Origin of the sequence: Paenibacillus sp. P13VS (assembly GCF_015143645.1) — a bacterium.
GTDB lineage: Bacteria > Bacillota > Bacilli > Paenibacillales > Paenibacillaceae > Paenibacillus > Paenibacillus xylanilyticus_A.
The window spans coordinates 322,782-346,798 of record NZ_WYEV01000006.1 but is presented as its reverse complement, the minus strand read 5'-3'; the positions used below and the strand labels follow the sequence as shown (position 1 = coordinate 346,798).

The 24,017-nt window shown below is 48.5% G+C and carries 17 protein-coding genes and 1 pseudogene; 14 read left to right on the top strand and 4 right to left on the bottom strand.

Annotated features, from left to right (window positions below):
* Positions 1-451: 451 nt before the first annotated feature.
* The 7 genes from GUA98_RS17795 (at position 452) to GUA98_RS17765 (ending at position 11,620) form a co-directional block, all read left to right on the top strand.
* Entirely contained in the window at positions 452-1,357 is a 906-nt protein-coding gene (locus GUA98_RS17795) for an ABC transporter permease (RefSeq protein ID WP_227779782.1), read from the top strand.
* Positions 1,358-1,405: 48 nt separating this feature from the next.
* Entirely contained in the window at positions 1,406-2,242 is an 837-nt protein-coding gene (locus tag GUA98_RS17790; protein WP_193724020.1) for a carbohydrate ABC transporter permease, read from the top strand.
* 44 nt (positions 2,243-2,286) lie between these two features.
* A complete protein-coding gene (locus GUA98_RS17785) occupies positions 2,287-3,846 on the top strand; it encodes an extracellular solute-binding protein (RefSeq protein ID WP_193723952.1) in 1,560 nt (519 codons plus the stop codon).
* Between the two features lie 62 nt (positions 3,847-3,908).
* Positions 3,909-6,218 carry an Ig-like domain-containing protein gene (locus GUA98_RS17780; protein WP_193723951.1) on the top strand — a complete coding sequence of 770 codons (2,310 nt, stop codon included), beginning with the start codon at positions 3,909-3,911 and terminating at the stop codon, positions 6,216-6,218.
* A gap of 5 nt (positions 6,219-6,223) precedes the next feature.
* Positions 6,224-7,006: a glucosamine-6-phosphate deaminase gene (locus GUA98_RS17775; RefSeq protein ID WP_193723950.1), complete on the top strand. Its 783-nt coding sequence runs from the start codon at positions 6,224-6,226 to the stop codon at positions 7,004-7,006.
* Positions 7,007-7,008: 2 nt separating this feature from the next.
* On the top strand, positions 7,009-8,166 hold the full coding sequence (locus tag GUA98_RS17770; protein ID WP_193724019.1) for an N-acetylglucosamine-6-phosphate deacetylase: 1,158 nt from the start codon (positions 7,009-7,011) through the stop codon (positions 8,164-8,166).
* A gap of 10 nt (positions 8,167-8,176) precedes the next feature.
* Positions 8,177-11,620 (top strand): glycoside hydrolase family 3 N-terminal domain-containing protein, encoded by a 3,444-nt coding sequence (locus GUA98_RS17765; protein WP_193723949.1) that lies wholly within the window; start codon positions 8,177-8,179, stop codon positions 11,618-11,620.
* Between the two features lie 153 nt (positions 11,621-11,773).
* Here GUA98_RS17765 and GUA98_RS17760 read toward each other — a convergent pair whose 3' ends face one another.
* On the bottom strand, positions 11,774-12,493 hold the full coding sequence (locus GUA98_RS17760; protein WP_193723948.1) for an SDR family NAD(P)-dependent oxidoreductase: 720 nt from the start codon (positions 12,491-12,493) through the stop codon (positions 11,774-11,776).
* A complete protein-coding gene (locus tag GUA98_RS17755; protein ID WP_193723947.1) occupies positions 12,490-12,900 on the bottom strand; it encodes a winged helix-turn-helix transcriptional regulator in 411 nt (136 codons plus the stop codon). The genes GUA98_RS17760 and GUA98_RS17755 overlap by 4 nt, the downstream gene beginning before the upstream one ends.
* Before the next feature lie 186 nt (positions 12,901-13,086).
* Between GUA98_RS17755 and GUA98_RS17750 the strand changes: the two genes are divergently transcribed.
* From GUA98_RS17750 to GUA98_RS17730, 5 genes are all read left to right on the top strand, one after another.
* A complete protein-coding gene (locus GUA98_RS17750) occupies positions 13,087-13,617 on the top strand; it encodes an NAD(P)H-dependent oxidoreductase (RefSeq protein WP_193723946.1) in 531 nt (176 codons plus the stop codon).
* A gap of 422 nt (positions 13,618-14,039) precedes the next feature.
* Positions 14,040-15,587, top strand: a complete 1,548-nt coding sequence (locus GUA98_RS17745) for a PTS transporter subunit EIIC (protein ID WP_193723945.1) — start codon at positions 14,040-14,042, stop codon at positions 15,585-15,587.
* A 9-nt stretch (positions 15,588-15,596) separates the two neighbouring features.
* On the top strand, positions 15,597-16,442 hold the full coding sequence (locus GUA98_RS17740) for a PRD domain-containing protein (RefSeq protein WP_193723944.1): 846 nt from the start codon (positions 15,597-15,599) through the stop codon (positions 16,440-16,442).
* 239 nt (positions 16,443-16,681) lie between these two features.
* Positions 16,682-18,133, top strand: coding sequence for a glycoside hydrolase family 68 protein (locus GUA98_RS17735; RefSeq protein ID WP_193723943.1), 1,452 nt, complete (start codon positions 16,682-16,684; stop codon positions 18,131-18,133).
* Between the two features lie 81 nt (positions 18,134-18,214).
* Entirely contained in the window at positions 18,215-19,771 is a 1,557-nt protein-coding gene (locus GUA98_RS17730; RefSeq protein WP_227779734.1) for a glycoside hydrolase family 32 protein, read from the top strand.
* A gap of 349 nt (positions 19,772-20,120) precedes the next feature.
* Here the strand turns inward: GUA98_RS17730 and GUA98_RS17725 are convergent, their stop codons facing one another.
* Positions 20,121-20,699, bottom strand: coding sequence for a TetR/AcrR family transcriptional regulator (locus GUA98_RS17725; protein WP_193723942.1), 579 nt, complete (start codon positions 20,697-20,699; stop codon positions 20,121-20,123).
* 140 nt (positions 20,700-20,839) lie between these two features.
* Between GUA98_RS17725 and GUA98_RS17720 the strand changes: the two genes are divergently transcribed.
* Positions 20,840-21,742 (top strand): CPBP family intramembrane glutamic endopeptidase, encoded by a 903-nt coding sequence (locus tag GUA98_RS17720; protein WP_193723941.1) that lies wholly within the window; start codon positions 20,840-20,842, stop codon positions 21,740-21,742.
* Positions 21,743-21,989: 247 nt separating this feature from the next.
* On the opposite strand, the pseudogene GUA98_RS17715 reads toward GUA98_RS17720, so the two are convergent.
* Positions 21,990-22,103: pseudogene (locus GUA98_RS17715) on the bottom strand (sulfurtransferase); the annotation flags it as partial.
* A gap of 324 nt (positions 22,104-22,427) precedes the next feature.
* Between GUA98_RS17715 and GUA98_RS17710 the strand changes: the two are divergent.
* Positions 22,428-23,987 carry an acetamidase/formamidase family protein gene (locus GUA98_RS17710; RefSeq protein WP_193723940.1) on the top strand — a complete coding sequence of 520 codons (1,560 nt, stop codon included), beginning with the start codon at positions 22,428-22,430 and terminating at the stop codon, positions 23,985-23,987.
* Positions 23,988-24,017: the final 30 nt, after the last annotated feature.

Here is a 24,017-nt window from a genome sequence, read left to right as displayed (position 1 = left end):
TACTCAGCAATAACAATTGATCATTAGTATAGGAAGAAAAGCGCGAGCTGCAGGGTTTTTGATCACTGTGACTCGTGCTTTTTTGGTTCGCACTCAACTGCTCTAGTGCTGCTTCTGTTGGAAATAGGAGAGTTCAGATCAACTAGCTCAATGGACTAATCCTATGATAGGGGCATAAAGCTGACACAAATAATATGCACTTTTACGGATTTATACGCGGATATCTGGAAAATGGCAGTATAGGCGAAATGTTATATAACATGTAGATAGCGCTTACCATCGAAAACTGGCTATAATTCGGTTACAAACCCCGGTCGTTTAGGGGAAGTTAGCTCACATATAAATGAGCTGCAAACATGTAGCAAGAGGGGGCATGCGGATGGCTGATGCTGGCTTAATGGAAGACAAACTGCGAAGAAAATTAAATCATTCGTCACGGCGGAAGGTGCGGATGAACCGGATGACCCGGATCTGGAACAAAAACAAGGCGCTATGGCTGCTCTTCCTGCCATGCCTCCTGTATTATTTAATCTTCCGCTATGCGCCGATGTTCGGACTGGTGATTACCTTCAAAGACTACAATCTGTTTAAGGGAATATGGGCCAGTGATTGGGTAGGGCTCAAATATTACCGGATGTTTCTGGAGAATCCCGATTTTTGGCCGCTCATGAAAAATACGTTCCTGCTGGGAATGTATAAGTTGGTGCTTGGCTTTCCGGCCCCGATCATGCTGGCCATTTTGCTCAATGAGGTGCGTAAGGCGGCGTTCAAGCGTTTTGTGCAGACGGTCAGTTATCTGCCGCATTTTATCTCGAATGTGATTGTGGCAAGTATGGTCATTATGTTCCTCTCCCCAACCGGAGGGCTGATTAATAATCTGCTCGGATGGATTGGCGTGGGACCGATCAATTTCATGAATGAACCCGGGCTATTTCGGGGGATCTATGTCCTGTCGGAGATCTGGCAGCATATCGGCTGGGAGACCATTATTTATCTGGCCGCACTGACAGCCATTGACCCGCAGCTGTATGAGGCTGCTGATATGGACGGAGCAAGGCGATTGCGCAAAATCTGGCATGTCACGCTGCCCGGAATATCTCCTGCGATCGTCATCACGCTGATTTTGAATATCGGCAAGGTGCTTGAGATTGGTTTCGAGAAAGTCTTCCTAATGCAGAACCCGGCGATCTACGATACAGCGGATATTATCAGTACCTATGTCTACAGGGTAGGGATGGTCCAGGGAAACTTCAGTTATGGCGCCTCCATTGACCTGTTCATGGGAGTCATCAGCCTGATCTTCATCTATACGGCCAACTTGCTCAGCCGCCGATTTAGTGAAACCAGTCTATGGTAGAAATGAGGTGTGAATGTGAAATCCCTCCGGTTCTCCTGGTTTAATCTCATGGCATCATTAATCCTGCTGATTGTTGTGGTGGTCACACTCTATCCGTTCCTTCATATGCTGGCCGTTTCCCTCAGCAGCAACGCCAATGTCATCCAGAACAATATTACCTTCTGGCCCAAGGGCTTCGATCTGAGCATGTATAAGCTGGTGCTGGGAGATCCGCAAATCTGGACGGCTTACCGAAATACGATTATCTATACTGTGCTCGGTACGCTGATCTCGCTGGTGGTCACTTCAACCGGAGCGTATGCATTGTCCAGGAAAGACATGGCGCTGCGCAACAGCTTCACCGTGCTGATTGTCATCACGATGTTCTTCAGCGGCGGAATGATTCCGACCTTTCTGGTGGTCCGTTCCCTGAATCTGGTGGACACCGTCTGGGGCATGGTTCTTCCAGGGGCAGTCAGCACATGGAATCTGATCCTGATGCGAACCTTTTTCTCAGGCATTCCCAAAGAGCTGGAGGAATCGGGGCGCATGGACGGCCTGAACGATATCGGTATCTTCATTCGTATTGTCGTTCCGCTGTCCAAGGCGTCCTTCGCCACCATTGCCCTGTTCTATGCCGTGGGCATGTGGAATAACTTTATCTTCCCGCTGCTCTATCTAAGATCTCCCGATTTGTTTCCGCTGCAGGTGCTCCTGCGTAATCTGGTGCTGGCCGGCAGTGCAAGCTCAGGCGATGTTACGTCGATTGGCGGGGATAATGTGGTCGTGGAGGAATCACTCAAGTATGCGACCATCATGGTGTCCACTTTGCCAATCCTGATCATTTATCCGTTTGTACAGAAGTATTTTGTGAAGGGAGCCATGGTTGGGGCAGTCAAAGGCTAATCGGCATGAAAACCACTGCAAATTCAGTTAAGGGAGAGAAGTGTATGGGCAAATGGAAATCGGTAATACTTCCGCTGTTGATTGCTGTAACGATGGTAGCGGGGTGCAGTGGAGGCGGCAACGGTTCCGGCCCGCAGACGGATGCTCAAGGGGAGAATGACGTAAAGAATAACTCCTCGGGAACCGGAAAGACGTTTACCGCACTGCTGGATAACAATCCTACATTTCCGTATTCCAAGAGCTGGCCCGTTTGGAGCTGGCTGAAGGAGAGGACCGGCGTCACACTTGAAGTGCAGACACCTTCCGGCAAGCTGGATGAAAGCCTGAATCTGGCGATTGCCTCCAAATCGCTGCCTGATCTGATGTATATGCCCAATCGCAAAGAATCAAACAAGTTTGGACAGCAGGGCGCGCTGGTGGATCTGATGGAGTATATGGACAACATGCCGAATCTGCAGGCATGGATGAAGCAGTATCCCGAGGAAGCGAAGGCTGCTCTCTCCGCCGACGGCAAGATGTATATGTTCCCCAATCAGGGCTTTGGTGAGACGAACCGTATGATCTGGATGTATCGCAAGGACGTTTTCGATAAGGAAGGCATTCAGGTTCCGACGACCTACGAAGAGCTGCATGCGGCCCTGAAGAAGCTGAAGGAGAAATATCCGGACAGTTATCCTCTCTCCATCCGTTACGGACAGATTCCGGATGAGATGAATGCCAATATGACGGTGAATTATGGAACCGGGGAAGGCGCCTACTATGATTTTGACCAGAAAGAATGGCGTTATGGACCGACCGAAGACAATTATAAATCCATGGTAGGCATGTGGAAAAGCTTTTACGACGAAGGACTGGTTCCGCCTGATTTCTTATCGCTGCAAACCAAGCAGTGGCAGGATATGGTCTCTACCGGCAAATCGTTCGTGACCATCGATTATATCAGCCGGATTGATTTCTTCAACAATGCCATGCAGCCGGAGAATCCCGAGTTCAACATGCAGTTCATGGCACCACCAGCCGGTGTTGCCGGTGGCAAACAATTGAATCCATATTTTCATTATATGGAGGGCGGGTTAACGGTAGCGTCTACCTCCAAAAACATTGACGATATCATGAAGTACATGGACTTCTTCTATTCCGAGGAAGGGCGTACGTTCAGCAGCTGGGGAGTAGAGGGCGAGACATATGTAAAGGAAGGAGATGCGATCAAGTTCAAGCCGGAGTATAACGATGTCATTGAAATGCGTAAGCAGACAGGGCTGCAGACCAGCGGAACCTATACCTGGATTGATTTTAATGCGCATCTGTCCCTGTTCTCAGATGCCCTGAAGCACGCTTATGAAGAAGCAGTGAAGTATGATCCTTCCGCCATGCAGCCAAGACCTGCATTTACCGAGGGTGAAAATGAAATCATCTCCATTACCGGGCAGGCGATCAAAAAGCACCGTGATGAGAGCTTTGCCAAATTCGTGACCGGCTCCCGCAGTCTGGCGGATTGGGAGAAGTATGTACAGGAGATTAACAATCTTGGTGTAGATCAGCTGCTGAGCACCTATAAGGAAGCGTATGACCGCGTTCTGAATATTCAGTTGAGCGCGAAATGAGCGAATATACGGCCCAGGAATCCTAGACCATTAGTACAGAATGGCAAAAGGAGGCTTCGCTTATGAAAAAGCAGCACCTGCGTGTGTACTCCGGATTCAGGCTAGCCATGGTTCTGTTGATAGCTATGGTGTTCGTTGGAATACCCTTCCCTGGTAAGGCGGGAGCAGCCGGTTCCATCTCGCTGGACGCGCCCGGTGGTGGTTATGAGTCGGACGGAGGAATGGTAGAGATCGGTGGCAGTTATACCGACCTGTATGACATTCGGTTGTATGTGAACGGTACGTCCCAATACGAAGTGCTGTTGAATGATCCGGACGGGGATGACAGCGGCACTTGGTCTTATATGCTCGATACCTCGGGCTATAACGGGACAGTGGAACTGGTGGTTCGCGGACTGGATACGTCAACCCGCTATGGGGTATGGAGCACTCCCGCCATGCTTACCGTTGATAATCCGGCAGGGGCTGTCCCGGTCGTCACCATCACGGGACCATCCGAAGGTGTGCCTTTAAGCGGTCAGGTAGAGGTCACCATCGAGACCAGCTCGCCCATTCCGGTCTCAATGGTAGAGGTGAGGGTGGGTCGAGGGCCTTGGCAGCAGGCAACCGAGCAAGGTACAGCGTACGTCTTCGTGTGGGACACAGTGGGAATGGTTGATCGTACCGTCAGTCTGGAGGCCAGAGCGACCAATGCACCGGAACGATACGGCTATAGTCCAACCGTATATGTACAGGTTGGAAACGGGACGAACGAACCGGCTGTCCCTCTGCCCCATCAGGACCGGTCCATGTGGATCTGGGAACCGGAAAGCTACAAGCTGCTTCTGAATCCCGGCTCGCGCCAGGTGTTGGAGTCATTCATTACGGATACACAGACATTCGGGCAAGACCCAGTTCAGACGCTGTATCTTGCAGTAGGCAAGTATGCGGGGTACAATGCGCTGGAAGAACAGGTGGATGAGCTGCGTTCGTTCCTGAGCTGGGCTCATAGCAAAAATCTGCAGGTGCATGCACTTATTGCTGGCGGCACTTCCCCGGCATACATGGGCGCATACGAGAAATATCATAGTCATGCAGTAAGGGAAATGGAACAGGTCATCAATTACAATCTTGCAGCAGCAGATCCGGAGAAGTTCGACGGCATCAATGTGGATATTGAGCCTTACATTTCCCCCGACTTCAGAGATCAGAGCCGATTCCTGCAGCAGGAATATCTGGATGTCTTGCAAAAAATGATTGATCGCCGGGATATGGCGGGTATCCGGCTGCCGTTCGGCCCAGCTGTGCCCAAGTGGTATGACACGTCGGATCAAGGTGCGAATATTGTCTGGAATGGATCCAGCAAGTGGCTCTCCGAGCATGTTCAGGATATCTCCGACTATATCACCATCATGGATTACCGGGATACGGCGGATGGCTCCGCTGGCGTTATTGCCGGGGCTGCTGGAGAACTCGCTTACGCAGACCAGATCGGCAAGCCGAATTCAGTGGTAATTGGCGTTGAGACACTGGATATCGCGAATAGCGGCGATCCCGAGACAATCACGTTCTGGGAAGAAGGCCGCAGCCATATGGAAGCCGAACTGGATAAGGTCTATACAGCATACGGGCAGAACAGCGCCTTCGGGGGTATTGCCGTCCATCACTACGATTCCTACCGGGCACTGCCTTCGTTCTGGGGACCTGGCGGCACACATTGGATAGCCCCGGATGATCAGGAGGCCCCTTCGGCCCTTGCTGGAATACCCTCCATCGAAGCCACCAGTTATCAGACCATACAGCTGAATTATGGAATGGCTTCAGATAACATGGAAGTGGAGCGATATGTAATCTATCGGAGTACGGTTCAAGGCTTCATGCCTGCTGCTTCAGATATCGCTGGACTCGCCCGGGGCCTGAACTACCAGGATAAGGGACTGCTGCCGGATACGACGTACTACTACCGCATTGCAGCCCGTGACTTGCAGGGCAACATCGGACCACTCACGGATGAGGTCTCGGCTACGACAGGAAGCACCACGCTGAAGCCTCTAATTGTCTCTGACATGAATCTGGTGTATAGCGGATCAGCAGTATCCGTCACCCTGAAGATCAGGGATTACGATACTGGTGCGGTACTAACGGGTGCGAAGGTGGAGGGAAGGTTTACGTATTCAGCGGGACGGTATACCAGCGGCATCACTGGAGCAGATGGAAAGGTCACGCTTGGCTCGGAAGCGGTGATCCCGGGAAGACAGGTTGGTTTCGAACCTCGTCGAATCCGTTATAACGGTTATTACTATGCAAGCAGGCATGATCTGTCCCATGCGTCACTGCTGATGCAGAATATGGGTCATGAAGAATCGGGTGAGCAGCCGTCTGAAGGAGGATGAGACGCATGAAAGCAAATGGCTTGACACAGCCACTGGAAACTCAAGTCGTCGATCGAATGTCTGTACAGATCTATGCCAATCGGGACCAGATGGGGGCAGCTGCCGCAGCCGCGGTTGGGCATCAATTAAGACAGCTGCTGTTGGATTCCGAGCGTCAGGTCCGTATCGTCTTCGCTGCAGCACCTTCACAGAACGAATTGTATGAGGGGCTGGCACGGGAGCAGGGCATCGACTGGTCAAGGGTCTGTGCTTTCCATATGGATGAATACATTGGACTACCGGAGGAGGCTCCGCAGCGTTTCGGCCGATATCTGACGGAACGTCTGTTCAGCCAAATTCATCCGGGGAGGGTGGAGCTGCTGAACGGACTGGGCGATGTGGAGCAGGAGTGCCGGAGATATGGAGAGCTGCTCCTTTCAGCTCCTATTGATCTCATCTGTCTTGGGATCGGAGAGAATGGGCATATTGCCTTCAATGATCCACCTGTTGCGGATTTTAATGACCCGGTACCTGTAAAAGTAGCAAAGCTGGATGAGGCCTGCCGCCGTCAGCAGGTAAATGATGGCTGTTTTGCCCGGCTGGATGATGTACCTGAACAGGCTCTGACTCTGACGGTGCCGGCGCTGATGGCAGGCAAGAAACTGTTCGCCATTGTTCCAGGCGCGTCGAAACGTCAGGCGCTCAAGGCAGCGTTACATGATCCGATAAGCACGGCATGTCCGGCTACGATCCTGCGTACACATCCGGGTATCACGATGTTTACGGACCGGGAAGCCTTCGACCTGTGAGCATGCTCATTCGTGGTAGACACTACCGGACGGGGCTGCCTATTGAGGTCCGAGTCACAGAGGGAAAGATTGCTGCCGTTACTGATCTTGCTGTGACATCTTCCACGGAACATCTTCCCTGGCTTGCCCCCGGTCTGGTTGATTTGCAGGTGAACGGTGGCTGGGGTCTGGATCTGAATGCGGCTCCGCTGTACCCGGATACGGCGGTGAAGCTGACCATGCTGCTGCAGAGTCAAGGAGTCACGAGTTATTGCCCTACACTAATTACAAACCATTATGATCGGCTCGCAGAAGCTGCATCCGCTATTGCAGAAGCTGTTCGGGTAAACGCGGATGCGGCCGCGGGCATAGCCGGCATTCATCTGGAAGGCCCGTTCCTTTCACCGGAGGACGGACCGCGCGGGGCACATCCGCGGCAGCATATCGTTCCCCCGGACTGGAATGCTTTGTGCCGCTGGCAGGAGGCCGCAGGCGGGCTAATCCGTATCGTGACCCTTTCCCCGGAGTGGCCGGAGGCAGCTTCATTTATCGCCCGGTGCTGTGAATCTGGCATTCTGGTCTCCATTGGGCATACGGCAGCTACACCTGAGCAGATCCGGGAAGCTGTCCAGGCGGGGGCTGTCATGTCCACCCATCTTGGCAATGGTGCACATCTCATGCTTCCGCGCCATCCCAACTACCTGTGGGAGCAGCTGGCAGCAGATGAGCTGTATGGCTGCATGATCGCAGATGGCCATCATCTTCCGCCATCTGTGCTGTCTGTCATTCTCCGAATGAAGCGCAAACGGGCCATTCTTGTTAGCGATGCCGTCTCACTGAGCGGCATGCCACCAGGTTCTTACCGCCTGCACATCGGGGGTGACGTGGTGTTGACAGCAGAAGGGCGGCTGCACCTTGCCGGGCAGCCGCAGCTGCTGGCCGGTTCAGCAAGGATGCTGCCGGATCAGGTGAGCTATCTCGTAGAAACAGGACTTGCCGGACTTGCCGATGCCTGGGATTGTGCTTCAGCACATCCGGCGAAGCTGCTTGGGCTAGAGCAGGCCACAGGACTTGAGGCAGGAGCACCTGCGGATCTGGTTAGCTTCAACATGAACGATGGGAAGCTGAACATGCTGCAATGCTGGAAGAATGGCCGGCTGCGGCCACAGGGTAACGAATAGGAGGAGAGCGATGCAGAGCTTGATACCGGAACCGAAGCATTTTACAGCAATTCAGGAAGGCCTCTTACAGCTGGACGACAAGGCAAGGATAAGCATGTATATGGAGCAGGAAGATCCCCGGCTGGCAGTTCATTGCCGACGGGCATTTCCGGGACTTCAATATACGTGCTCAAGAATAGATCAAGGTTATTGGCTTGTTATAGAACGTTCGGCAGGGCAAGAACCACAGCAGGTAGACCATGACCCTAAGATCAGCGATCAGGCCGTTGATGAAGTTAAGGGAAAACAGGAGAGAAGCTCACTTCTCCCTGATGTCCAACTAGACAATGCAAAAAGGGAAGAAAAATGGGCTTATCTCGCAGGTAGGCCGCAAGGTTATACCTTAGAAGTTTCGAGCTGTAGAGCGGATGTCTGGGCACTGGATGCTCCAGGTCTATTTTACGGATTGCAGACCCTGGTTCAACTACGCGGATCGGATGGAAACATCCCGGCCGTGTTGATATCCGACTGGCCGGATACGGCTGTGCGGGCCATGAATCTGGATTTACGCCAGACGTTCTCGAAGCCGGAGCTGCTGATCGAATATTTGGGGGAGTTTGCCAAATATAAGACGAACGCTGTGCTGATTGAATATGAGGATAAATTTCCATTTCGGACACACCCAGAGCTTGCACATCCCAAACATGCATTAAGCCTGTCGCAGCTTGAAGAACTGAAGCGTACTGCTCATGAACATTTTATCGAGATTATTCCGCTTCAGCAGAGCTTCGGACACCTGGAGTATGTACTGCGCCACGAAGCCTGGCGTCACCTCCGCGAAACAGAGCAGTCCACCGGGGAAATCTGCCCGTCGCACCCGGATTCCTTCGGGTTGATTACCACACTGCTTGGGGAGATGATCGACGCCCACCCGGAATCCCGATATATCCATCTGGGCTGTGACGAGGTTTACAGCCTATGTGAATGCAAACGCTGTCAAGTTGAATATGAAGGTGTACGGGAACGAGCCTTTATCGCCTTTTTGAACCAGTTGATCGACTATACAGCAGAGCGGGGGAAGCAGCCGATTTTCTGGCATGACATGCTCGACAAATGTCCGCCGGAAGAACTGGCTAAGCTGGATCAGCGAAGTGCAGCCATGATCTGGATTTATAATGGACGCAACATTGAGGCAGAGGTTACTTCGCATACGGACAAATTCAGATCGCTGGGCATCGAAGTCATGGGAGCTCCGGCTGTTCGCAGCTTTGACTGGGCGGAGCATCAGAACTATCCGGTATTATCGAACCGCACGGACAACTTGCTTCAGTGGGCTGAAACAGCTGGCAAGCTGGATCTTGACTGTATTGTTGCCACCAACTGGACGGGGCCGTTCAGTCTTGGTGTTCCGTATGGCATTTTTGAAACGACGTGGTACCCCATGCTGCTGCATGCGGACCTGGCCTGGAATCGCAAGGCGAATGCCTCCACCTTCATTGACCGATTCCTGGAACGGTTTCATGGCATTGATCCGGTTACCGGGCATACGTGCCTCGGCCATTATCAGTTGGATGACTATTATGAGATCATCTGGAAGCTGCTGGACGAGGTGCAGGAGCATAAGGAAGAAGCGGAACTGGTTGCCATTATGCATGATTTTGAGGTAGCAACAGACCGTTCGCGAGCGATCCACAAGTACGCCTACCGCTGGGAGCTGTATCCTGGAGACGATGCGGAGTGGCGTTCCCTGCAGAATAACTACACGAGAAACCGCCGCGGACGCGAGAAGGTTCTGCCTCGCATGAAGGCTGCGCTGGAACGTTACCAGCCGCCTGCTATGGCGGAGCATTTTGTGAAGTCGAGGTTCTACCTGCATGACTATCTGGAGCGTACACTTTATCATGAACTGGGACTGAACGCGGCCTATGCGGAAGCTGAACCGAAGGCAATGAGTCTGGAAGATAAAATAGCCATGATGTGTGTGATTGGTACACCATCGACCTGTGCCGAGCCGGAATTTCGGGAGAGAATGTCGCAGCAGCGGTTTGGCGGAATCGGTATCTTTCCCCATAATGTTGAGAGTGAGCAGCAGACGCTGGCACTACTGGAAGAAGTTCAGAAGATAGCCGGAGAGTTTGGCAGCTCGTTGCCTTATTATATTTCAGTAGATGAAGAAGGGGGCACCCTGTCCAAGTTCAAAACCTTCTTTCCCTATATCCCGGGTAACCGGGCAGTTGGATTAAGCGAAGACCCCGAAACAGCCTACCTCCTCGGTAAATTCATCGGCAGTCAGTTAAACGCGCTGGGGATTCCAATGAACTGGGCACCTGTACTGGATGTGAACACGAATGTGGATAATCCCGTCGTTGGTGTCCGTTCTTTCGGAGAGGACCCAGGGTTGGTAGCCCAATTCGGTCGGGGTTATATTGAGGGGATGCATGAAGCAGGTGTGGCCGTGACGGCAAAGCACTTTCCTGGTCACGGCCAAGTAAGCGGGGATTCGCATGTGGTCCTGCCTGCGTGTGAGCTAACACTTGCGCAATTGATGGAGGGGCCGCTGCTTCCCTTCGTGGAGGCAATCGATGCCGGAGCAGATTCAATCATGATGGGACATCTAGTGTTTCCCAACATTCCGGAATCCGCTGGGCTTCCAGCTTCGCTCAGTTCTTTCTTTGCCACAGAGCTGCTGCGTACCAAGCTGGGATTTGAAGGTGTAATCTGCACTGATGATATTGAGATGGGAGCAATCCGTAACCATTTCAGTCCGGATGAAGTAGGCGTCCTGGCCGTACAGGCAGGAAACGATATGATTCTGATGTGTCACACCCCTGAGTATCAGAGCCGGGTTATTGCGGGGATTCTGGCAGCTGTGCAGGATGGGCGGATCGACGAGGCGCGAATTGACGAGTCCGTTCATCGTATACGGCAGCTATACGGTAAATTTCAACAATACCAAGCGTCTGCCCAGCCTATTCCGAGGAAGAAGTGGGATGAGGAGGCATTGAATCTGGCTCGTCAAACCGTGAAAGTCACCCGAGATCCACAGCAATTACTTCCGCTCAGGACTTCGCTGAATTATTTGCTGATTCTGCCGAAGCAGGAGCAGCTGACGCAGGCCGATAATAGCGGTGCAGCCGAGATCAGACTGGCATCGCTTTTGAAGGATGCAGGATTAACTGTGGTGACGCACCACTGTTCGATGAGGCCGGATGCGGACGAGATCACGTTACTCGTACAGCAGGCGGCTGGTACGGATGTTGTGATTCAGGGCACGCTTAATGCTCATCTGTTCACAGGTCAGCTGGTATTGGCCGAGGCACTCGCTTCAGTTAAGCCCTTACTGAATCTGGTGCTGCGCAATCCGTATGATGACGCCGCTTTGCCGCAGCAGGCCGGGAGCATACAGCTGTGTTCAACCTCCGATTATTCGCTGCGGGCCCTGGTGGAGCAGCTGACGATGGCCGCTTCGAAGTGATTTGTCAGCATGGTAATCCATAATGAGAAAAGTAAAAAGCCCGTTAAGTAACGGGCTTTTTACTGTATTGAATCTGTCTGCTATCCCTTGGTTGCTATAAGGGTTCTCCATGATTAGATGGGGAGTGCAATAAAATATCCCATCAAGCCTCCATTATGCGTTGGTATCCGTTATCGCAGGCATATTGATTTCTTTTACGCAGGCTGCCTTGGACAGATTCACGATACATTTGACGATGGAAACCATATCCTGAAGGGGGATACGTGTGCCATTATATTCAGCGAGTGCTCGTTCACTGCCCTCTTCATAAGGTATTTCACCTGCAAGCTCCCCGGGGTTAATACATGTTACGGCAATGCCATCGTGTCTCGTGTGCTCCCGCAAGGCCTCCGTAATTCCGCGAATGGCAAACTTGGAAGCTACAAATGAAACTTGAGTGTTATTTGTATTGTTCAGACCTGCAGTCGAGCCAATCAGAATGATTTTGCCGGCTGTCGATTGCCGGAGATGGGGCAGTAATGCCTGAATACATACAATCGCCGATGTTATATTTACATGAATCAGATTCGAGATATCAGCAGGAGCATCCTGGTCAAACGAGTAGTGATCTTCGAAGCCTTCCTTTTCCCAAATGCCTACATTGTATATGAGAACATCCAGTGTTTCGTGCTGGAGCGCGTCTGTGATCACTTGGGCTGCATGGAGATCAGACAGATCCGCCTGTATCCATATGCGTTCAACGCCGTCATTCAGGTTTACATTGTCAGGCCGACTGCGAGAGATGACCCAGACCTTGTCTCCCTGCTCGGGGACACCTCTGACGAAGGCATCTCCAAGTCCTTTGCTTGCGCCAAATACAAGATAGTTTTTCATTTCAAGTTCTCCTTCTTTTCAATTATCGAATCAAGGGGTAGCGAGTCAAGAACAGACTCTTTATTTTCCAAAAGCGTAATTTCTTCTCCCTGCTGCTGTCTTAATGCTATATTATCTCGGCCCCATGCACACATCACATCCACAATCTTGTTGGCAGTAACTCCATATTCCGTAAGACTGTATTCGACTTTTGGCGGCATCTGTTGATACACATGTCTTCTGACAAGGCCGTCCCTCTCCAGCTCACGTAATTGCTGAATCAGGACCTTTTGTGAAATGCCGTCGATACTGCGCTGCAGCTCGCCTGTCCTCTTCACGCCTGACATTAATAAGCATATAATTAGCGCTTTCCACTTGCCGCCGATAATCTCGAGTGTTGCTTCGATTCCCAGATTATATTGTTTCATGACCGTTCACCTCGTTCAGGTTACATCTTGTTGATGCGGTATAACGGTTCATTTTCTCACACCTGTGCTGATGAAGTCCATACACACCTCGAAGTAACCATCTTACTTTATTGTGTGTATTTTCTTTTTGTCAGGCCTATATGATAATGGCGTTATTCAGCCTGAACCAAGAAAGGAAGTACAACAATGAAAACACTCGTGATCCTGGCACATCCGAATATTGACGTCTCAAGAGTCAATCGGCGCTGGAAAGAAGAGCTTGAGCAGCATGCGACTGATATTACAATTCATGAGATCTACCAAGCATATCCGGATTGGAATATTGATGTTTCGCGAGAGCAGGAGCTGCTCGAGGCATACGATCATATTATCCTGCAGTTTCCGCTATATTGGTACAGCTATCCGCCTTTGCTCAAAAAGTGGTTTGATGATGTTTTTACCTACGGATGGGCGTATGGATCATCAGGCAATAAACTGCACGGGAAAAAGCTGAGCCTCGCCATGTCCATTGGTGATAAAAAAGAAAATTACTCGCCGGAAGGCTCCGTCTCTTTTACGGTAGATGAGGTGATTGCACCTTTCAAAGCCAGCATCAATCATGTGGGTGGGATCGCATTACCTTATTTTGTAGTTTTCGGTGCATCATTTCAGGCTACAGATGAAGAGATAAACCAAAGTGCTAAAGATTACATTCGTTATATCCGTAAGTATGCTTGATTGCCGAAATTGGCGTTAATATGAAGTTGCTTCCCTCAACGGAGCCCTTAGCGTCCATGTCCCCAAGTCCACGTACACCATCATCGCTGCAAACCAAGAGCCTGCTTCCGAGCGGGCTCTTTTTGCTTACTTTTCCCCGCAACTATCGGGATTTTATTGAAATATGATCTATTGATTCCATTAGAGGATATTCGAATTCTGGAGAAAAGGGGCGATCTGGTAGAACTAAATGCATGGCCAAGATGAGCCATTGTTCTCAGAGTAGTGGTATTTACTGACCATTGATTTTGGAAAGTGAAGTGGTCACAATAGTAATATTGCCATAAATGACGAAATTGTTATTTTTGTAGAAGATCAACTTACAATGATAGACATCGATCCTTCGATGTCCTTTTAATGCTAAGTAACAGGGAGGAGCATCCATGCAGCAGGATGACCGGAGTGTCACAAAGGGGCGTAGTTCCGCAAGGGCATTGGCCACGCAACTTATTGAATGGTCTGGAGGAACGGACAATATTATCGAAAGCACCCATTGCACGACACGACTTAGACTCCGATTGCAGAACAGTGATTTGGTGGAACAGGAACGTCTTGATGGTATGCAGGAAATTCAAGGGGTGCACGTTCGTGCTGGACAACTGCAGATTATCCTGGGTCCTGCTCTTGTCTCGAAGGTTAATCGCCAGGTGAATGTCATGCTTCAGTCAGCTGCTTCGTCCATACGGAAAGAAGACGACCCGATTGGACCCATCACACCACGGCTACACGAACAAAATCATACGGACTCCTATCCATTGCCGTCCGTGTCTACCACCAGCAGACCATCCAATGATAAGGGGCTTCATTCACGAGCATTGTTACACAGGTTGATGGACGCATTCCAATTTTTTTCTGATATCGTTGTGCCCATTATTCCGCTCTTCGTCGTGGCAGGGCTGCTGCTGGGTCTCTTGGGACTTGCGAGGGCATTCGGTTGGGATGATCCAGGGCAAACGTGGTTCCGGATTCTGTCATTGCTGACGGGCTCAGCGTTCCAGTTGATGGCTGTTCTTTTCGGATACAACACGGCCAAGCGGTTCGGTGGAACCCCGGCGCTTGGTGCCGCTGTTGGAATTGTCATGACTCATCCGGCGATTCTTCCGTTCACCGACATCGGTGGAGATCCGGCCTTTGCTCAAGCTTTGCCCATATCACCGCAATTCGGATATCAGGGAGCCATCATCCCAACCGTTCTAGCGGCATTTATGCTAACGATAATTGAGAAAGGACTACGCCGATGGATACCGTCATCCGGAGCTGTTCTTCTCGTTCCCTTTTTGAGCTTTAGCATCGCGGGCAGCCTTGCGGTACTGGTTATTGAACCCCTTGCTCTTGGTCTGGGCGGCTCGCTGGGAAGTATCCTGGAACACGTCTTCGACTACGGGAACTTGCTTTTTGGCCTTCTGCTTGGAGGGATATACAGCTCAATAGTGATCACCGGTCTTCATCACGGGATTCAGGCTGTCGAAGTTGGACTGATTTCCAATCCGGATATCGGCTTCAATTTCTTGCTTCCGATCTGGTCCATGGCGAATTTTGCGCAAGCAGGTGCCGGTCTTGCAGTGTATGCCAGAACCCGGGACCAAGCATTGAGGAAGATAGCATTGCCTGCCTCGATCACAGCGCTGTTCGGTATCACCGAGCCAGTCATCTATGGTGTTAATCTTAAACTTGCGCGCCCCTTTCTGGGTGCTGCTGCAGGAGGAGCCGTCGGAGGGGCATATGTCGCTTTTCATCAGGTTGTGGCCAATTCATTGGGGCTAACCGGATTGCCGATGATCGCTTTTGTTGTACAGCCCGGGTTGATGAATCTTGTTCATTATCTCATAGGTTTTGTGCTTGCTCTGGCTACGGCTTTTACCGTTACCTTGCTGCTCGGTGTGGATCGCGTTGTTCGACCAGAAGCTGATAAACTTAACGAACAGGCATAGGAGACTAACATGAAGATCAAAAAAATACTTAACAATAACGCCGCTGTGGTTACCGATCATGGAGAAGAGAAAATTGTCATGGGGCCGGGTGTTGTTTTCCAAAAAGGAAAAAATGATATTGTAGACCCAAGCCTTGTTGAAAAAGTGTTTGTGATGACTGATCCTAAGCAGTACAACCACCTTCAGGAAATACTGGGGACCCTGCCTGAAGAAGAAATTGCAGTCACCCAGCAGATCATCACTTTTGCCGAGAAAGCATTGGGTGTTACGTTTCATGAGCACATCCATATCGCTCTTGCAGACCATCTCTCCTTTGCCTTGGAGCGGATTGGCAAGGGAATCGAAATTCGGAATACGCTGCTTGAGGAGATTCGTATCCTCTATCCAAGAGAGTTCCAGCTTGGGCTTCATGCCAAGCGTTTGATCTACGAGAAATTGCAGGTGGTGATCCCGGAAGATGAGGTTGGTTATATTGCCATGCATATCCATACGGCCTGGAAGAATGCTGGCATGCGGCATAAGGCACCGGAAAAGACGGCCATGATTAGGGATATCGCGGAAGGTGTAGGACAAGTTGCCGGTGTACTGGATCGACGGTCTGCGAACTATGAGCGACTTTTGACCCAGCTTGAGAATATGCTGCAAACGGATGAATCAGGCAGACTCCGCAATGAACTGAATCCGGAGCTTGTAGCGATGGCTAAGATGAATTTTACCGAAGCATATACACAGGCCCGCGAGATCGGTGAAATGGTTGAAGAGGATTATGGATATGCGTTTACCGAAAGCCAACTGGTTGTGATCGCCATGGAAATCATCCGGATAGATCATCGACTTCATCCATCCCCGGATTGATTCTGATGCTTGATAAACTGAGTCCCTGGTCCTTGATCCGAATCGGGAGTTTCGATCTATAGCCAAATTTTGATCCGACCATATAGAATAGTTATCGACAGTTGAATATGTCGGGATTGTTACTGGTAAGCAGGCAAGACCTAAAAGTCCGTTGGGATAGGTGTATCCACCATACCCTAACGATTTTTAGGTCTTTTTCTGTTTTCCGGAAAAAATGACAAGAGAGAGGGATACATCTAATGAATTTCCAGAAGATTGTAAGAAGAGTGACAGCAGTAACGTTTGCAACAACACTATTGGCAGGTGGGGGAGCTTCGGCTTTGGCAAAAGAAAGTACAGACTACAAAGAAAGTTATGGTTTCTCGCATATTACACGCACAGACGCCCTGAAAATCCCTGCGGAACAAATCAAAGCACAATTCAAGGTTCCTCAGTTTGACGCATCTACCATTCAAAATCTTCCTTCTGCAAAAGGATATGATGAAAAGGGTAACGTCATCGACATGGATGTGTGGGATACCTGGCCGCTGCAAAATGCAGATGGTACCGTAGCTGACTATCATGGTTATCAAATCGTCTTTGGCCTGGCGGGTGACCCGGATCGGGGATGGGACACATTCATCTATATGTTCTACAAAAAAACAGGAGACACATCCATTGATGCCTGGAAAAATGCAGGCAGAGTGTTCAAAAACACCGACAAGGACGTTCCGAATGACTCAATTCTGAATCATCAGGCAGAGGAATGGTCCGGCTCTTCTACGCTGACTACGGATGGCCATATTCGTCTGTTCTATACCAATCGTCATGGCTGGGACCCGGCCAACGGATTTTATGGCAAGCAAACCCTGACGACTGCTCAAATCAATGTCTCTGAACTTGCAGAGGACACGCTCAAGGTGGACGGTGTTGAAGATTTCAAGTCGATCTTTGATGGTGACGGCAAAATGTATCAAACCGTGGAGCAGGCTTTCAGCGGTGGGGATTATTCCGACAATCATACGCTGAGAGATCCTCATTACGTTGAAGATAATGGTCACAAATACCTTGTGTTCGAAGCCAATACTGGAACAGAGACGGGCTACCAGGGCGAGGATGCATTTAATAACAGGACCTTCTACGAAGGAAGCAAGAAGTTCTTCCAGGCCGAGAGGGAGAAATTGCTGCAAAGCCCTAATAAAAAGCTTGCTTCCTTAGCCAATGGTGCTTTGGGGATCATTGAACTGAATGACGACTATACCTTAAAACAAGTGATGAAGCCGCTGATTGCATCCAATACGGTAACAGATGAAATTGAACGCGCAAATATCTTTAAGTTGAATGGAAAATGGTATTTGTTCACGGATACAAGGGGAGCCAAAATGGTTGTGGATGGTGTCGATGCTGAAGATATCTACATGTTGGGATATGTATCCAATTCTCTGACAGGACCATACAAGCCGTTGAATGGTACTGGACTTGTATTGCATCAAGATCTGGACCCTAAGGATGTTACCTGGACTTACGCACATTTTGCTATTCCGCAGGTTCAAGGCAACAACGTAGTGATCACTAGTTATATGACCAACCGAGGAATGTTTGAAGATCATCATTCTACCTTCGCACCAAGTTTCCTGGTGAATATCAAAGGATCCAAAACATCCGTCGTGAAGGATAGCATTCTGGCACAAGGACAATTGACAGTGGAATAGACCAATTCCACAGAAAGTCTAAAAGAAAGAAAATGTCGATAGCTATTGGCATTTTCTTTTTTTACAAACGAGGTAACTGTTATGAATAACAACATCAGAAAGAAAATGGTCATATGGTCTGCTGTTTGTGGTGTGATCACGCTTGCTTTCACTTTCATTCCGAGCCTGACCAACAACCTATGGCCTACAGTCGATACGGGAGCAGCCTCTTCTGGTGCGAGCCAGCGAGCCAGCTTTCATTTTACAACACCCGACAAGTGGAAGAATGATCCTCAAAGACCGATATATCTGGACGGGAAGTACCACTATTATTATCTGTATAATGGCGATTACCCTACAGGCAATGGTACGGAATGGCGGCATGCCACATCGGTGGATCTTGTTCATTGGAAGGATGAAGGCGTGGCAATACCCAAATACACAAACCGAAACGGTGATCCATGGTCTGGCTCATTGGTTGTGGATGAGTCAGGTACAGCCGGCTTCGGCAAGGGAGCAATTGTTGCGATCATGACGCAGCCCTCTGCCAGCAGCGGACAGCAGGAACAATATTTATGGTACAGCACCAATCAAGGGAAATCGTTTAAGCCTTATGGAGATCGACCGGTAATTAAGAATCCGGGACAAAAGGATTTTAGGGACCCTAAAATCATCTGGGATGAGCACTCCAAAAAATGGGTTATGGCTCTGGCTGAAGGGACGAAGATTGGGTTCTATGAGTCGGTTAATTTGAAAAATTGGCGATATACTGGCGGCTTCTTCACGGAAAACGTGGGGTTGGTGGAATGTCCTGATCTATTTGTGATGCGGGCAGATAACGGAACCTATAAATGGGTGCTCGGCGTAAGCGCCAACGGCAGATCATCAGGACAACCCAATACCTACGCTTACTGGACCGGAAGCTTTAATGGCAAAGAATTTGTTTCCGACCTTCATGAACCACAATGGCTAGACTATGGCTTCGACTGGTATGGGGGAGTTACATTTGAAGATGGGGCAAGCCCTGACAAAACCGGTCACCGTTACGCATTCGCCTGGATGAATAATTGGAGCTATGCCAACAATACGCCAACAATGAAGGAAGGTTACAACGGCATGGATTCGATTGTTCGTGAAATAAAGCTTATTGCATCGAAAACGGGTCAGTATCGACTGATCTCAAGACCGATTGAGTCTCTGGAACAGGCAGTGGTCTCGGAGACTACCTTTAAACCGATTACAGTGAAGGGATCTCATACACTTCATGTTTCGGGAGATTCGTATCAGCTTGAGGCGGATATATCGTGGACCAAGATCAATAATATTGGATTAAGGCTTCGTGAATCCAGCGACCGTAGCCGACATGTGGATACAGGCGTCAATGTAGAAGGTGGCTATGTCTATGTGAACCGGACCTATACCGGGAATCCTGACAGGAGTGGCCAAGACTTGGAGAGTCAAGCGGCATTCGCTCCGGAGAAGAACAAGGTTCATCTCAAGATTCTGGTAGACAAGACCAGTATCGAGGTCTTCGTTGATGATGGTTCTTTGGTGTTATCCAATATTATTTTTCCAAAATGGAATGACCGCGGGATCACACTTTATGCTGAAGGGGGGACGGCAGTATTTAGCAACCTGCAGATAAAATATTTCGATTAATTGGTGGCATGGGTCGGGCTGTTTCTGTATTAATACGTCTAATTATCAGTCAATGCGGATGAAGGCTAGCCTCTCTCCATTGCAACAAGTTGGAAGACGAAAAGCCCGCATCGTTTAGATGTGGGCTTTTTTCATTTATTTTTCCTCCGCAGCCACCGAATGCTCCTCATAACTAATCCAGTCGCTCCAGCTGTAGATTGGTTTCTGCAATTGGTTACACAGCAGGCAGCTCTGAACCCCAAGAGAATATCAATCCATGCACACCTGAATAGGCACAGGCGCGGAAAGTGTATTCTGCTTGGCTCTGGCCAGCAGACGTAACTCCCCAATTTATACGTCAATCTTCCCCTTAACGTATGATCCAATGGATGTAGTCTTGTATCATTTCTTTGCTTCGTGTTCGATTTATCTTATCCGGCTCAAGATACAAATTGAGAGCCATTCCATTCATGAAGGCATACAATTTTTCTTGTTCCTTCTCTTCATCGGTTGTGCTCAGAAGACCTTCATTTTTCAAGTATATAATGCAATTCTTGATTGCGTTTTGGAGGTCCTCATAATTGGTATCGAACCCTTTTTGCGTTTTTCCATAGGCTACAAATGCAAACCAAACCTCCATTTCCAATAATGTTTGTTCATCAGTCGGGACTAGCTCAAGCAAGTATTCAACAATTCTTTCTTGAGGCGCCAGTTCTCTTGCATTCAGATTGCTCAGCCGAGTAAGTACCTTTTCTTTAACTAACTCCATTGCAAATGCTAATAGGCTCTCTTGTTTGGAAAAATAATGTCTTAAAGCGCCTTGTGATAATCCGGCTTCCTTCGCAATCGTTCTTGACGTTGCCTGATGAATGCCTTTCTCGCTAATGATTTTCCAAGTTGCTTCAGCGATAATATTCTTCATTTTCTCATGGTCTACGATTTTTGGCATACACACAGAATATCATATTATTTAACTCAAGTGAATTAAATAGACGATTGAGATGGAATGTGCTAAAGTTTATTTAACTCAACTGAATTAAAAAAAGAATGGGGCAAATGCCCCATGCAACTTAAAGGAGTGCAAAGGGAATGAACCAGCAATTCAAAGTAATCCTTCCGGCATGGGGAAAGGCAATTGGCTTATTGTGCATGATAATTATGTTTGCTGCTGTACTGTGGTTAGTGTGGACCGGAAACTTTAGTATAAGGTACACGGCCGATCATGAGGGAGTGATTCCAATATGGCATAGTTGGTTGCCGGCATTCCTTGGTATTTTGCTAATCCGTCTGATTCCTTATAAAAGTCATAATCATACGCCTTTCCAACAAATGGAGAAACCTCACTTGGTTGTTCAATCGATTGTGTTATTCATATCAGGTGTTTTATTTACGGCTGCTCTTGTAATAATAGATCCTCAAGGATTACATTTCGAGCTATATTATTTGGCGTTCAAGTTGACGACACTGTTGTGCATTCCGCTGATTTTCTTGCTAATTTATCGCAAAACGACTGGCGCGCAGCAAGAAATTATATCGGCAAAGCCTCGCTCTCGCAGAAGCGTCATTGCACCACTAATCATTATTGTGGTCTGGGGTTATCTGAAGTTCTATTCCCCAATTGCACAAGCAGAAGGAGTAATCGAAGCAACTGATTTGACAGAATTATTTCTCTTGGTGTTGATTGGTTTTATGATCAATAGCGTATTGGAGGAAGTTTTCTATCGGGTATGGCTGCAAACCCGGTTGGAGGCATTGCTTGGAAGGTGGCCCGCCATATTACTCGTTTCAATACTATGGTCCATCTGGCATGTTGCCATTCAAGGATATGGTCAGTGGGATATTGATGTGGCAACAGTGATTGCAAATCATGGGGTTACGGGTCTGTTTCTCGGTTATTTATGGGCCCGCTATCGTAGAGCATGGGTGATTATCTTGGTTCACGGTCTCATCAATGCTTCTCCTCATGTTCTGTTTCAGATTTTATTTCAATGAGGGTAGAGGAACTGGATAAGTCTGCTTGTGCAAATATGACTTTATCTCTCTCGTGTTCCAGGATGTTAACAAAGACATTCAAAATGGCTGCCTTCAGCCTAGTAATATTTATTACAGTGAATGTGGCTTCACCCTCAACGTGTTGGTTTACTGTTGACGCTCATGGCACTGTAAATACACCGCCCCGGGCATCAGCCTGTATGGCGGTGTATTCGTCTTTGAGATACTGTAGACCCGTGCTCCGTACTTACTCGTCCACAGTTTCCACTGCATTCTCCTCATACCTAATCCAGTCACTCCAGCTTCCGGCGTACAGCTTCACATTGGTATAATCGGCTTCCTCCAGCACGATCACGTTTGGGTAGGTGATTGGCTGAAACAGAGTACAGTAGTATTCCTGCTGCGGGATTAGATGCATGAAAGGCACACATCATTCTCATGGAACTAAATTTCGTTTGTTCAATTCTCTGAAGGAGCATTCTCAATTTTGCTAGATGTATTTAAAATTTATATGTCTTATATACAGGAAGTATAGTGACATTCGATTTATTCATATAAGATGCTACTGATATATAGTTATATTATGTTATTTTTGTTGACGTAAAAATATTGTTGTAAATATATTTATATGTTAATGTGGAATTAATTGTTAGATAATATTACATAGTTTAGAGGAGAGGATGTAATGTTTATTAACCAGACTATTAGGAAATTAGGGGTTTCAGTCGGGATTGTAAGTATGTTTACATTTGCTCTACCTTCAGTGGGCTTTAGTGTGCCACTGCAACCAACAACCATCGATAAGGTAGAAGGCGATTATTATGTAACGTCTGCGATTGAGAACATTCGGTGGGGATCACTGCCTAATCGAGATAGCTCTCCTATTCTTACTGTACCATCAGGAAGTGCTGTAACATTTGATACGGTATCGCATGAGGGTCTGATCGAGGATCAAGGGAGAAATCCAGTGGAGTACTTCGGCAAATATGGTATCTCACCCGATGACGTGTTGGATGATGCGAAGGCAATTGCGGCTTCTGAGATTAAGCATGATTATGTAAAAGACGGACCTCATATTATCACTGGGCCAGTAGCAGTTGAGGGAGCGATGCCAGGAGATGTTCTTAAAGTAGAAGTCCTTTCGTTGCAAACTCGAGTTCCATATGGTGTCATTTCTAACCGCCATGGGAAAGGGGCCCTTCCTAACGAATTTCCAGAAAATGCAGGCCCACAAGAGGGAGCTAGCGCAACAAAACCGGAATTATATAATAATGTATCTATATTTACACCTATTGAAGAAATCAACGGCAACTGGTATGGGGTACTACCAACAAAAGCTGGCAAAAATGTACGTTTCCCAATTAACCCGTTTCTAGGTGTTATGGGGGTTGCACCAAATACCAGTGAAGTTGTGAGTTCGATCCCACCGATTGAAACGGGAGGGAATATGGATATTAATGAGTTAGGTGTCGGTTCAACTATTTATTATCCGATTCAAGTTAAAGGCGGGTTATTCTATACTGGAGATCCACACTTTGCTCAAGGGGATGGAGAAGTCGCATTAACTGCCTTGGAAGCATCCTTAAGAGGGACAGTTCGGTTAACGGTTTTAAAGAAAGGTGATCCTTCGATCCCGCATAGTGGAGAATTCACGCAACCCTTTGCTGAAACAGAGGACTATTGGATTCCCATTGGACTGGATCCTGATTTGGATGAAGCAATGAAAGAATCAGTACGTGAATCGATTCAATTCTTATCCGATAAGCTTGATATGGATAGAAGTGTGGCTTATGCGTACCTATCGGTGGCAACGGATTATGAAGTATCTCAGGTCGTAGATCGAACGAAAGGGGTTCATGGACTCATTCGAAAGACCGATTTCCTTGAATATGTTGACGTAATAATGAATGTAGGTGGTACGTCAATCAAGCCGGTTGTTCATAACGATGAGTTTTACGTACCGATTCGAACCATTTCGGAGCTATTGGGTGGCACAGTAGAATGGGATAATAAGACGCGTACAACGAAAATCGGATTAGGCACGAAAAATATAAGTGCTCAAATTGGTTCAGATGTGTATTCAATTAACGAGAAATTAGTGTTCAATAGTAAGGTACCTAAGCTTTTAAATGGTGAAACCGTAGTTCCGGTCGCTGTTATTAATGAAATACTAGGTGCTTATGTAAACTGGACGACGATCGACAAGACGTTAACCGCAAATGTATCGTTAAGTAAAAAGCAATAATAAATCTCATTATTCAACCGTGGTGGACAG

Bases quoted from the DNA above. Each gene is read 5' to 3' on its own strand.
- GUA98_RS17755 (WP_193723947.1), bottom strand. From the start codon at position 12,900: ATGAAACAATATAATCTGGGAATCGAAGCAACACTCGAGATTATCGGC.
- GUA98_RS17750 (WP_193723946.1), top strand. From the start codon at position 13,087: ATGAAAACACTCGTGATCCTGGCACATCCGAATATTGACGTCTCAAGA.
- GUA98_RS17785 (WP_193723952.1), top strand. From the start codon at position 2,287: ATGGGCAAATGGAAATCGGTAATACTTCCGCTGTTGATTGCTGTAACG.
- GUA98_RS17735 (WP_193723943.1), top strand. From the start codon at position 16,682: ATGAATTTCCAGAAGATTGTAAGAAGAGTGACAGCAGTAACGTTTGCA.
- GUA98_RS17725 (WP_193723942.1), bottom strand. From the start codon at position 20,699: ATGCCAAAAATCGTAGACCATGAGAAAATGAAGAATATTATCGCTGAA.
- GUA98_RS17730 (WP_227779734.1), top strand. From the start codon at position 18,215: ATGAATAACAACATCAGAAAGAAAATGGTCATATGGTCTGCTGTTTGT.
- GUA98_RS17745 (WP_193723945.1), top strand. From the start codon at position 14,040: ATGCAGCAGGATGACCGGAGTGTCACAAAGGGGCGTAGTTCCGCAAGG.
- GUA98_RS17720 (WP_193723941.1), top strand. From the start codon at position 20,840: ATGAACCAGCAATTCAAAGTAATCCTTCCGGCATGGGGAAAGGCAATT.
- GUA98_RS17765 (WP_193723949.1), top strand. From the start codon at position 8,177: ATGCAGAGCTTGATACCGGAACCGAAGCATTTTACAGCAATTCAGGAA.
- GUA98_RS17740 (WP_193723944.1), top strand. From the start codon at position 15,597: ATGAAGATCAAAAAAATACTTAACAATAACGCCGCTGTGGTTACCGAT.
- GUA98_RS17790 (WP_193724020.1), top strand. From the start codon at position 1,406: ATGGCATCATTAATCCTGCTGATTGTTGTGGTGGTCACACTCTATCCG.
- GUA98_RS17710 (WP_193723940.1), top strand. From the start codon at position 22,428: ATGTTTATTAACCAGACTATTAGGAAATTAGGGGTTTCAGTCGGGATT.
- GUA98_RS17780 (WP_193723951.1), top strand. From the start codon at position 3,909: ATGAAAAAGCAGCACCTGCGTGTGTACTCCGGATTCAGGCTAGCCATG.
- GUA98_RS17795 (WP_227779782.1), top strand. From the start codon at position 452: ATGAACCGGATGACCCGGATCTGGAACAAAAACAAGGCGCTATGGCTG.
- GUA98_RS17770 (WP_193724019.1), top strand. From the start codon at position 7,009: ATGCTCATTCGTGGTAGACACTACCGGACGGGGCTGCCTATTGAGGTC.
- GUA98_RS17775 (WP_193723950.1), top strand. From the start codon at position 6,224: ATGAAAGCAAATGGCTTGACACAGCCACTGGAAACTCAAGTCGTCGAT.
- GUA98_RS17760 (WP_193723948.1), bottom strand. From the start codon at position 12,493: ATGAAAAACTATCTTGTATTTGGCGCAAGCAAAGGACTTGGAGATGCC.